Genomic DNA, 11,386 nt, shown 5'->3' on the forward strand with positions numbered 1-11,386 from the left:
AAGCCGTAAACGGCTCGGACTGGGCCAGCTTGTCGATGGCCTCGGCGGCAAAGCGCCGCAGCGCCTCCGGCGCTGGCGTATCCGCCGTGGCCCGCAGCGTCGCCAGCGCGACCGTCCCCGTCCACGCGTCGGCCGCGCTGCCTGTGCCTTCGGCGGCCGCTGTGCCCAGGCCGCCAAGCCCTCCCGCTGTGCTGGCTGCACTATATAAGATGCTTGCGCATAAGAGAATTTTGCAAGTAATCGATCGTTTCTTCAGGTTGGTTCGGGAATAACGCGGTTGCAGCATGAGATCGCCTCCCTGGCAATTCGTTTGGCACCTAGGCCTGTAGATTTCGATTGCTTGTCCATTGTACCGAAGCCGGTTCAAAAAGGATGTTACAACCTGTCGCGCGGATGGGCGGCCACCCGCTTCTATTTTTGCGGTCTTTTAGCGAGATCCGTCTATTTGTCGTCACCTCGGCGAACGCAGATGAAAGATGCCGCAGCCCAAGGCGGATACGACAATTCTCGGCTCGTATTGCCAGCGGATTTCCTCCCGTCTCGCTTCATATTGCTCCGTTGCGCCTTGTGCCCGCTCGGGTTCAGGATCCTTGATCAAATCCTTGTAATAGGCGTCGATCAATGCCAGCTCATCGCTCAGCCGTTCGCGGGCTTCCTTCGCCCAGCTGTTGTCGTAGGCCTGGATGCGTTCGGTCAGACGCTGTTCCAATGCCAGCCGACCGGCATCCAAGGACAGGCGGGTAGGCTCGATATGGATATTCTCCGGCAATCGGGGAACCAGCGGCTTGCCTGCGATTCGCGACTGAAACGATTCATCGACCGTACCAGACTGCAAGGATACCCCGTAAAAATGGAGCTCCTCCCGCTTCATATCACAGCAGAACTCCACCTTAAAGCAAACCCCGAGCCACGGCTCATAGGCGGCGGGCAGCAAGGCGGTTCGCTGCCGTGGTCCCGGCTCCTCGAACAAGTACACGTAGCGGCCGCCTTTTCGTGCCGCCTCAAAAATCTGTTTGAGCCGCGGGCTGCCAAACGCCAGCTCTTCGCGCTGAATCCGCCCGGGGCCAAGCACCGGCAGCGGCCGGACCGCGCCAAAGTAACGCCCCAGCAGGGTGTCCTCCTGGGCAGTTTCCATCGGTTGCCCGGCGTTCGCCTGCTCTTGAGCTGCTTTCGCTTTCTCAGCCGCTTGATGCGCCTCCGGGTCAAAAATAAACGAAAACGACATCGTTTCCGGCTCCGCTCCGGTCCGATCGATGAACCCCCAATAATAAGGGCGGTTCGTCAAATCGCGGTCGGCGCGGGGGGAGAGCTTCACCGTGACGTGATGGGGCGATTTTTCGAGAAACTGGCATTCCGTCGCTTCCAAATAAGTCATCACAAAATCGCGAATCTGCTCTCGGGTCATCGACATAACCGTTTAACCTCCCAAGAGCTGCTGCAGGCCACCGCTGTCCCCGCGGTCTTCGGCTTCTGCATCCAGCTCGGATTTAATCGTATCGAACTTGCGTCCCAGCGAATCGACGCGGCTGGCGATTTCCTCATCGCTGCCGGATTCCAGAATGATTTGGTAGAGGCTTTTTTCCAGGGAATGCTGCTTCTCGAACCGTTCCAATATCACATCCAGGTGGCCGATGACCATTTCGAACATATTGATCTTCTCATGCAGCAAGTGAAGGATGTGTTCTTCAATCGTGCCTTTGGTGGACAGGTTATAAATATGGACGTCATTGGTTTGCCCCAAACGATGGACGCGGCCAATCCGCTGCTCCACACGCATCGGGTTCCACGGCAAGTCGAAGTTGATCATCTGGTGGCAAAACTGCAGATTGATCCCTTCGCCGCCCGCTTCAGTAGCGATCATGACCTGAGCGCGGCCGCGGAACAGGTCCATCATCCAGTCTTTTTTGCCGCGATTCATTCCGCCCCGATACGGCACCGCCGTCATCCCGCGCTCGCGGAAGTATTTCAGCAAATACTCCTGCGTCGCACGATACTCGGTGAACACGATCACCTTGTCGTTCATCTCGCGGATTAGCTCCATTGCTTTCTCCGCTTTGCTATTGGCCTTGATCTGACGGATCAGGTCGACGAGATCCCATATCCGGTCGCGGATCGGGGAGTCTGGAGCGAGCTTCTTCGACAAGTTCACCAGCGTAACAAATACGGCGTCGCGGCTGCTGCACACCTCGCGCTGCAAGGTGACAAGGGACAGCATGCTGTTCAGGTCGCCGCCGTTGGCCTGATATTGGTCTTTGACAAAGGAAGTGACCCCATCATACAGATTCTTCTCCTCAGGGGATAACTCCACATCGATGTTGCGGACGATCCGCTTGGTGAATTCCAACTCTCCGTCGCCGCGCCGGTTACGGATCATGACCTTGGCCAGCTCATCCTTCAACTGCTCCTCATTCTTCGGCAGCCGCTTGTCAACGACGAAGTTGGCGGCAAACTCGCTTTGACCGCCCAGTTGTCCCGGCTTCAGGAGCGTGATCAAGTTAAACAGCTCGCCGAGGTCGTTTTGCACCGGGGTGGCGGTGAGGAGCAGACAATATTTTTTTCGCAGCTGCAGCATGAACTGGTAATTTGACGTTTTCTTGTTTTTCAACTTATGGGCTTCGTCCACGATCACCAGATCGTATTCGTTGTTGAGCAGAATGTTCTTATGCGGGTCGCGCTTTGCCGTGTCCATGGATGCAACCACCACGTCGTTGTGCCAAGAATGCTCCTTCTTCTGGGCTACGGCCGGAATGCCGAACTTCTGGTTCAGCTCCCGAACCCATTGCAGCACCAAGGAGGCCGGCACCAAGATCAACGCTTTTTTCACTAATCCGCGCACGATATATTCCTTTAAAATTAAGCCCGCTTCGATCGTCTTCCCAAGCCCCACCTCGTCGGCTAAAATAGCCCGTCCGCGCATCTCGAACAGGACTTTGCGAGCGGTTTCGGTTTGATGGGGCAGCGGCGTGACGTTGTGCAGATGCTTTAGGCACTGCATCTCCTCAAAGCTTGTGACAAGCGAAGCGGATTCGGCCTCAAGGGCAAGGTTAAACAGCTTCCAATCGTCCCAGGGACCGCCCTTTTGATGCCGGGTCTCCAGTTCGTTGAACCAGCTCCGGTCGAAGTCGATGGGAATCGGGGCGTGCAAGTCTGGCGACGCGGCCGGGTGGGGGGAAAGGCCGGAGGGATGTGGATTCATAGTGTAAAACCTCCCTTTCGGTGCGTATTTGTCGGCTCGATTACGGAGAGAAAAGATCCGAATCTGGCAGATCTTGTGCTTAAATTGCAGACGTAGGTGTAGTATGGACGAAAAGGAAGGAGTTCATAACCTTGTAAGAGCAAGAGGGTGGTTTATCTCATTAAAAAAAAGCCGGCCGGGGATCATCTCCCTGACCGGCGATTGCTTGATCTATTTTACTCCGCTTTCACCAAGATTTTGATTTGATTCCGCTCTTTGAGGAGTCCTTCAAAGCCTTCATCGATGGCTTGATCCAGCTTAATGCGCTTCGTCACCAGCTTGTCCGCCGAGAAGTACCCTTGAGCCATCAAGCTGATTACCGCCGGGAAGACATCGCGATAGCCGATAATGCCGTTGACCGTGCGCTCCTTCATGACGATGTTTTGCGGATGGAGGGAAGCTTCCTTCTCGAAAATGCTGACGATCATCGTTTCGCCGCCAATTTTGGTGGATTGGATCGCTTGGGTGAGCACAGGAGAAACTCCGGTTACTTCATAGGCGACATCCACACCGCCTTGAGTGCGTTTGTGAATTTCCTCAACGGCATTGTATTCTTTTGGATCAATGACAATGGCGCCAAGCTCGGCAGCTTTCTGTTTCCGTTCCTCGGACAGCTCGACCGCATAGATTTCCGATGCGCCTGAAGCCTTCAGCGCTTCGATCACGAGCAGACCAATTGGCCCGGTGCCAAACACAGCGGCTTTATCGCCTACTTTCAATTTACTGGAGCGAACAGCGTGAAGAGCTACAGCGGATGGCTCGACCAGAGCGCCTTGCTCGAAAGATACTGAATCCGGGATTTTATGCAGCATTTGTTCCGGTACATTAGCATATTCGGAGAATCCGCCGCCTCCGCCCGCCAGGCCGAAGAAGCCCATTTTATCGCAAAGATTATATTTCCCTTGTTTACAAGCCTCGCAGGTTCCGCAAGCATAAATCGGTTCAATGACAACGCGATCGCCGACAGCTACGCGGGTGACGCCTTCGCCAACCTCAACCACTTGTCCGGAAAATTCATGTCCCATGACGATTGGCGCTTTATCTCCGCTGAGCGGGTGGGTTTCCAGCGGAATGAATATCGGGCCAGCTACATATTCATGCAGATCACTGCCGCAAATGCCGCACCATTCCACCTTGATTTTCGCTTTACCCGGTTCCGCCTTCGGCTCCTCGATGTTCTCCAGTCTTAGGTCCTTGACGCCATGCCATCTTAACGCTTTCACTTGAACTCATCTCCTCGTAAATTATGAACCTCATATACTAGGTTACTCCTTTTTCGCGGAGTGGCATCGATCAATTGTTAAAATTGTGTTAATTCAAATTCAATTAAACTTAGGAGATGTTTCCCTGGTTTCTTGGAAATGGTTACAAAGCGGTTTCATAGTTTTGGGTCTGAAAAATAGAGAGAATGGAAGGAAACGGGGGGTTGGGCCAGATGAAATCGGATTAAAGCCTAAAATTTCACTCTGAACTGCTATGACAACGAGATATTGTATAGTATAATGGTATTCGCACACAATATATTGTGATTCATACATATGATATTACCGTTTACAGGGTGTGTGCCGCGGTGATCAAGTGGGCAGATTCCGGCTTGATACAGCGTTTTTTTTCGTTTTTTTGCCTAATTTTCACTTCAGGAAACGAGGCGAATGACCGATTAATTAATGGATACTCTGAATCAATTTTTAGGAGGGTGTTTTCTTTGAAAACTGTGCAAAAACAGCGCCTTGAGGGGCTAAGTGAGAAAATCTTCTTGGACCGGTACGCCTGGAAGGACGCAGATCCTAGCCACGCTAAGGTAGGCGATGTCGTACTTGTTCTGACGAAGGACGACCCCAAATTCCCGACGAAGGAAGTAGGGGAGGTTGTTGCCCGTGACGGTCGCAAGGTCACGGTGAAGACCCGCCGGGGAGATCTGGTGGAGACCGACGTCGAGAAGCTGACCCTCAATATCGAGAAAACGCCTGAAGAAATGTGGGACCGTCTGGCCAAAGCGATGGCTTCGGTAGAGGAGACGCCGGAGAAACAGAAGGAATGGGAAGAGAAATTCCGTTATATTCTGGATGATTGGAAGCTTGTTCCGGGCGGACGGATTGCAGCTGGCGCAGGTGCCAGCGATGAGTTAACTTTGTTCAACTGTTACGTTATTCCTTCGCCGAAGGACAGCCGGGGCGGCATTATGGAAACTCTGTCCGAAATGACCGAGATCATGGCTCGCGGCGGCGGTGTTGGGATTAACTTGAGCTCCCTTCGTCCGCGTCGTGCGATCGTTCGTGGCGTGAACGGCTCTTCCAGCGGTGCGGTTTCTTGGGGCGGCTTGTTTAGCTACACCACTGGTCTGATTGAGCAAGGCGGCAGCCGTCGCGGTGCGTTGATGCTGATGATCAATGACTGGCATCCGGATGTGCTGGACTTCATTACCGTGAAGCAAACGATGGGCCAAGTGACCAATGCGAACCTGTCGGTTTGCGTCAGCAACGCCTTCATGAAAGCTGTGAAGGAAGACCTCGATTGGGAACTGGTATTCCCGGATACAACTTATGAGGATTACAACGAGGTGTGGGACGGCGATCTTGATAAATGGAGAGCTGATGGACGTAAAGTCATCCACTACCGTACCGTCAAGGCGCGTGAAATCTGGCATACGATCATCGAATCGGCTTGGAAATCCGCTGAGCCGGGCGTGGTCTTCATGGAATACTACAACCAAATGTCCAACAGCTGGTACTTTAACCCGATCATTTGTACGAATCCGTGCGGGGAGCAAGGGTTGCCGGGCTGGGGCGTATGTAACCTGTCGGCGATGAACTTGTCCAAGTTCTACGATGAAGAGAAACATGATGTCGCATGGGATGAACTGGCGACAACTACGCGTTATTCGGTTCGCTTCTTGGACAATGTCATCAACAAGACGCCTTATCATTTTGAAGAAAACGAGAAGAACCAGAAGAAAGAGCGCCGCGTCGGCCTCGGAACGATGGGTCTGGCCGAGCTGATGATCAAGCTGAACATCCGTTACGGCAGCCCGGAATCGCTGGAATTCCTCGATAAATTGTATGGCTTCATTGCGAAGGAAGCTTACTTGGCCTCTGCGGATATCGCAGAAGAGAAAGGCTCCTTCCCGGCATTTGAAGCTGATAAATTCCTGCAAAGCGGCTTTATGAAGAACATGACGGAAGTGTATCCGGAAGTTGGCGAAGCAGTTCGTACCAAAGGGATTCGCAACGTCACCATCATTACCCAAGCGCCAACGGGCAGCACGGGGACGATGGTAGGCACCTCGACGGGGATCGAACCGTACTTTGCCTTCAAATATTACCGTCAAAGCCGTCTCGGCTTCGACGAGCAATTCGTGCCGATCGCTCAGGAATGGATGGACGCGCATCCGGGCGAACCGTTGCCGGATTACTTCGTAACGGCGATGGATTTGTCTGCGGAAGATCATATCCGCGTACAAGCAGCCATTCAACGTTGGGTGGACAGCTCGATCTCGAAAACGGCCAACTGCCCGTCCGACTTCACGGTTGAAGATACGAAACGGCTGTATGAACTAGCCTTCGACTTGGGCTGCAAAGGCGTAACGATTTACCGTGACGGCAGCCGCGACGTGCAAGTTCTGCAAACCGAGAAGAAAGAGGAGAAGAAAGAGGAAGCACCAGCTCAAGCTAGTGCACCGGCAACTCCACAACCGGCAAGTGCTTCGGTTCAAGCTAGCAGCCCAAAAACCGGCGAACAATACAAGAGACGCCCGCAAGTGCTGCATGGAGCAACGTATAAAATTAACACGCCGTTTGGCATGGCTTATATCACAATCAATGACATGAACGGGACTCCAGGTGAGATCTTCTTGAACGTAGGGAAAGCGGGTTCTGACGTATTCGCGATGGCCGAAGCCCTTGGCCGCGTCTGCTCGCTGTTCCTGCGTTACGGCGACCATGGCGAGAAGGTTGAACTGCTGATTAAGCACCTCAAAGGCATCGGCGGAACGGGAGCAATCGGCTTTGGTCCGAACCGTGTAGAATCGATCGCGGACGCCGTCGCCAAAGCGTTGGAGACACACGTACAAAACGGCCCATACGGGGACCACGACCCGGCTCCGGTAGCCGCAACGGTTGCCCAAGAGCCAGCGCACGTTCATGATACAGCAGATGGCTCGCATGGCAGCCACAACCACGGCAGCGCACCAGCCACCTCGCGGGACCTGTGCCCATCGTGCGGATCGGCCTCGCTGATCAACATTGAGGGCTGCAAAACATGCAGCAACTGCGGTTATAGCAAGTGTTCTTAAGCAATTCAACAACACCTTTAGGTCAGGCGACTTTTGCCTGACCCTTTTTTTGTTGTCAGAAGTATAACTTATATAACCCTATCTTCGTATGCCTTCCCCTACCACTTGAATATTAGCAACAGTCCGAAGCTTCAAATGGGGATAGTGCGCTTTCCAGGTGTCTTCTTCCCAATGCCGGGTCTTGCTCCGGACAAAGTCGCCTATGCCAAGCGGATCAATTTCATTTCGTTGGAACATCCACATGAGTTCATTCCCTGAACGTTCTAAATTTTCCTTGAGTGCTTCGCGTACTTCTTCGATCGTATGCGAGGAGAAATTCTCACCATTCAGATCCGACACCGTGACCTTCATGTTCAGCATAATGTGGACTTCGTCCTGTTCTAAGTTATCCGTCGATCTTATGAGGTGATAAGTCGGCTTAGTCCGTATTAGTTGAACGGTGATAATCGTTCCGGTTGGCAACTTGACACTGATTCTGCCGTTATGTTTGTCCTCCAGGAGAAGCTTCAAGATCGTCATTTCTTTCACATTAATGGACGTTATATACTTATCGTGTTTAAACAGAGCTAAGCCGCAAAGAGTGACTTTATGATCATCATCAAGCTTTATCAACGGCAGGAAGGGGTCTATGCCTTTCCCTAAGAGGGCGTACTCGAATAGATGAATGTCTTGCTTCGGAAGGTATCCGTATTCGATATTCTCCTCAAGTAATCTTTCTAGGAACATGCCTTTTACTTCTTTGCCGCTGAAGTCTGCATGCAGAAACTCCTTCGCCGTTCCATCCACTACCGCTAGAAGCATTTTTCGAGTCGTTCTACCATCCCGCAATATCACATCCAAATCTTTTTCCAGACCCTGTGTTGCGAATTCCTTGCCATACAAGAACACTATAGTTTTAGAGGGATAGATATGTCGATTGATTTTCCTTTGCATCTTCTCAGTAATCTCTGCCTTGGTAGGACCTGCAAGCGTGATCACTTGATCCGATACCGTTTCTGTATTCCCAGGGCTGAAAGATGGGAATGCGAAAGTCAGTTCGATTTCATTCTTAGAGACAACATCCACCCCGCCTGTCAGCGGTAAGGCGATTCGATCCACAATTTCTTGATCCACACATGCGCTCATCAATAAGCAGCACATCAATATCGGAATGAACTTGCTCATGATACTTTTCCTGCCTTTGACCGGATGAGATGCAGGATATAAAGGAGAGGAATATATCCATACAGCAGATATAAGCTGAAGTTGGTTAATATAGCTTGAATCTGCTCCATGATCTCATCGCCCGATATGATACAAAAAATGGCCAGTACGATAATCAGGATGACCGGCACAGCTTGTTTCTGTTTCATCTTGCTTACCGATTTCAGAATTCTGGCCGCCGACCACAAACATAAACAGACGATCGGCATAATCCGGAAGACATGGATGGCTGCCCCCATAAACTCGAACCGTTCGAGGAAAGGGATTTGTACGAATTTAAATTTTGTCATGACCGGCCATATTTCCTTAGCCAGCTGTTCAGGCTTGAAGAGCAGAATTGAGAGAAACATAGATAACAAGTAGGTAACCGTCGTCGCAGCGTTTCCGGCATGGGCCCATCTTTGAGACTTTGGAGCATTTTTGACGAATATGTAATAAAAAAATAACAATTCAAAGCCCATATAGGAGAACGTGATAGGTTTGGATGCTTTGATAAGCTCTGCCACTGTATGTTCAAAAATGGGAGTCAGATTGCGAAAATGAAAATAGGGTGCTGAGAATACGAGTGTAAGCACCAAAACTTGGGTCGTCAGGGTGAAGGCGCAGATCCCTGCAATGGTGCGGATGCCGCCGGAAACAATGTAATAAACCAGCAGGAAAATCACGAAGCCGAGTACCCATCCGCTAATTTCAGGAAACAGCCAGGCTTGAACGAGTTTAATATACGAGCTCACTTGGAATGCGGCTGTTACCATGAAATAACAAAGAAACAGGAGGTTGAATACATGTCCTGTCCATTTCCCAAGCAATTGCTGATGAATTTGGATTAAGTCAGCGTTGCGTCGGGTCAATATTCTATACATCAGGAAAATAATAAGATGAACGCTTATCGCGCTTATTAGAACCGATATCCATACATCTTGTCCGGCCCATTGAATAGCCGGGGTAGGCATGGACAGGTAGCTAAGCCCATACTGAGAGGAATGGATCAATACCATGACATAGAAATCCGATACCTTGAAGCGATCCTGTATGGGTGGCGACTCCATGACATGTACCTCCTCTGTTCAATAATCGTCCGTATCCATCGGATTTTGGGACTTATTCCCTCTATTGTTTACTTTTGGTGTACGGAAGTAGGATGGGGGACGACCCATCTTGTCGAATTGCAGCCTTATGAGCGTATCGAAATGATCCTTCGAACGCCATGGGTAGAAAGGGGCTAGATAAGGCATTCCAAGTGATGTCAGCCTGATCAAGTGGGTTATAAGGAATAGGGTGCAAATGGCTATGCCGAGCACTCCCCATAAGTGAGCTGCAATAATAAACGGAAAACGTAATAGCCTGATCGTGGTGCTCATCCGAAAAACGGGAATCGTAAATGACGCCATCGCCGACGAGGCAACGATAATCAGCAAAATATTGCTTGTTAATGCCCCTTCCACAGCGGCAGTACTGAGTACAAGGCCCCCAACGATACTGATCGTCTGCCCGATCTTGGTCGGCAGTCTAGATCCGGATTCCCGGAGCAGCTCGATCACAAGCTCCATCAACAGAACCTCTACAACAGGCAAGAACGGAACATTCATTCTCGACGTGATGATCGTGGGTAAATACAAACTCGAGATGCTTTGGCTGTGATGGGTGACAATCGCTACATATAGAGAAGAAGCAAATATGGAAAAGACGATGGATACGATCCGAAGCAATCTTAAGGCAGAACCTACGATCCAAGGCAAGAAATAATCTTCGTAGGAGACAAAAAACAAACCTATATTAGCTGGTCCCAGTAACGCGGTAGGGGAGCCATCGAGCATAATACAGATTTGACCAACCGATATCGCCCAAGAAATTCGGTCAGGACGCTCCGTTCCGAGCAGCTGGGGGAAAATCGATTTCGAATTGTCTTCAATCATTTGTTGGAGGATCGTAATATCCGGGATAACTTTAAACTCTATATCCTCAATACGCTGTTTGATCGTTTCGATATTTTGTTGGTTGGCAACCCCTTCCATATAACAGATGGCCACTCTCGATTTAGACATATTGCCAATCTTTAGTTCGACAATACGCAGGTCAGGGACGGGAAGACGCTTGCGCACAATGTTGATATTGGTATCCAAGGATTCAACCAGCGCTTCCTTGGAGCCCTCCACTGTCGATTCTACTTCGGTTACGGTAACTTGACGCCCTTTGTCGGCGGTGGCATGAACAAGAAGACATTGGTGAGCCTCGAGTCCGCACTGAATAGCCACATATCCCCTTAACAGATTAGAGCGAATGGACTCCATATCGGAGGTGAGCTTCTTATCCGCAACAGGCATGATTGGTAGAAGCTGCTCCAATGTCAGCTCGGATTTGATGTGGACCAGGGTATCCATAATATGTTCATTTAGTACTTTTGAATCTACGATCGACTTGATATAACCTACATAATACGATTGCCCGCCAATCATGTGCTCATAACATTTGAAATCTGTTGAAAAATATAATTCCTTCCACATCGGAGGCACACGATCCATAACTGAACCCCATTTCTTATAACGTTAAACATTAACATTATTGGTACAGATGAGAGGGACTATTCCAATATTTCAATGGATATCATGGAAATCATCGGTCAAAATCATAACCACCCGTCCAACGGGTGGTTTGCT

Annotated in this window: 8 protein-coding genes; 1 reads left to right on the top strand and 7 read right to left on the bottom strand. The window is 50.6% G+C overall.

The annotated features are described in order from the left end of the window. The 4 genes from PBA01S_RS18085 to PBA01S_RS18100 form a co-directional block, all read right to left on the bottom strand. On the bottom strand, nt 1-286 hold a 286-nt coding region (locus tag PBA01S_RS18085; protein ID WP_218027457.1), incomplete at its 3' end, for a hypothetical protein. A 165-nt stretch (nt 287-451) separates the two neighbouring features. Beyond that, nucleotides 452-1,411, bottom strand: a complete 960-nt coding sequence (locus PBA01S_RS18090; protein WP_127576482.1) for a YqhG family protein — start codon at nt 1,409-1,411, stop codon at nt 452-454. Nucleotides 1,412-1,417: 6 nt separating this feature from the next. Beyond that, nucleotides 1,418-3,196 carry a DEAD/DEAH box helicase gene (locus tag PBA01S_RS18095; RefSeq protein ID WP_127576483.1) on the bottom strand — a complete coding sequence of 593 codons (1,779 nt, stop codon included), beginning with the start codon at nt 3,194-3,196 and terminating at the stop codon, nt 1,418-1,420. Between the two features lie 215 nt (nt 3,197-3,411). Then, the gene (locus PBA01S_RS18100) at nt 3,412-4,458 is read right to left on the bottom strand and encodes a 2,3-butanediol dehydrogenase (RefSeq protein ID WP_085169782.1); all 1,047 of its coding nucleotides are present in this window, start codon (nt 4,456-4,458) and stop codon (nt 3,412-3,414) included. A gap of 482 nt (nt 4,459-4,940) precedes the next feature. Between PBA01S_RS18100 and PBA01S_RS18105 the strand changes: the two genes are divergently transcribed. Then, nucleotides 4,941-7,526: an adenosylcobalamin-dependent ribonucleoside-diphosphate reductase gene (locus PBA01S_RS18105; RefSeq protein ID WP_028537989.1), complete on the top strand. Its 2,586-nt coding sequence runs from the start codon at nt 4,941-4,943 to the stop codon at nt 7,524-7,526. 78 nt (nt 7,527-7,604) lie between these two features. Here PBA01S_RS18105 and PBA01S_RS18110 read toward each other — a convergent pair whose 3' ends face one another. The 3 genes from PBA01S_RS18110 to PBA01S_RS18120 are packed head-to-tail and all read right to left on the bottom strand — an operon-like array spanning nt 7,605 to nt 11,251. Then, nucleotides 7,605-8,690: a Ger(x)C family spore germination protein gene (locus PBA01S_RS18110; protein WP_127576484.1), complete on the bottom strand. Its 1,086-nt coding sequence runs from the start codon at nt 8,688-8,690 to the stop codon at nt 7,605-7,607. Next, nucleotides 8,687-9,778, bottom strand: a complete 1,092-nt coding sequence (locus tag PBA01S_RS18115; RefSeq protein ID WP_127576485.1) for a GerAB/ArcD/ProY family transporter — start codon at nt 9,776-9,778, stop codon at nt 8,687-8,689. The genes PBA01S_RS18110 and PBA01S_RS18115 overlap by 4 nt, the downstream gene beginning before the upstream one ends. A gap of 18 nt (nt 9,779-9,796) precedes the next feature. Continuing rightward, entirely contained in the window at nt 9,797-11,251 is a 1,455-nt protein-coding gene (locus PBA01S_RS18120; RefSeq protein ID WP_016312655.1) for a spore germination protein, read from the bottom strand. Nucleotides 11,252-11,386 lie beyond the last annotated feature (135 nt).

It is taken from the genome of Paenibacillus barengoltzii NBRC 101215, from assembly GCF_004000745.1.
Taxonomy (GTDB): Bacteria; Bacillota; Bacilli; order Paenibacillales; family Paenibacillaceae; genus Fontibacillus; species Fontibacillus barengoltzii.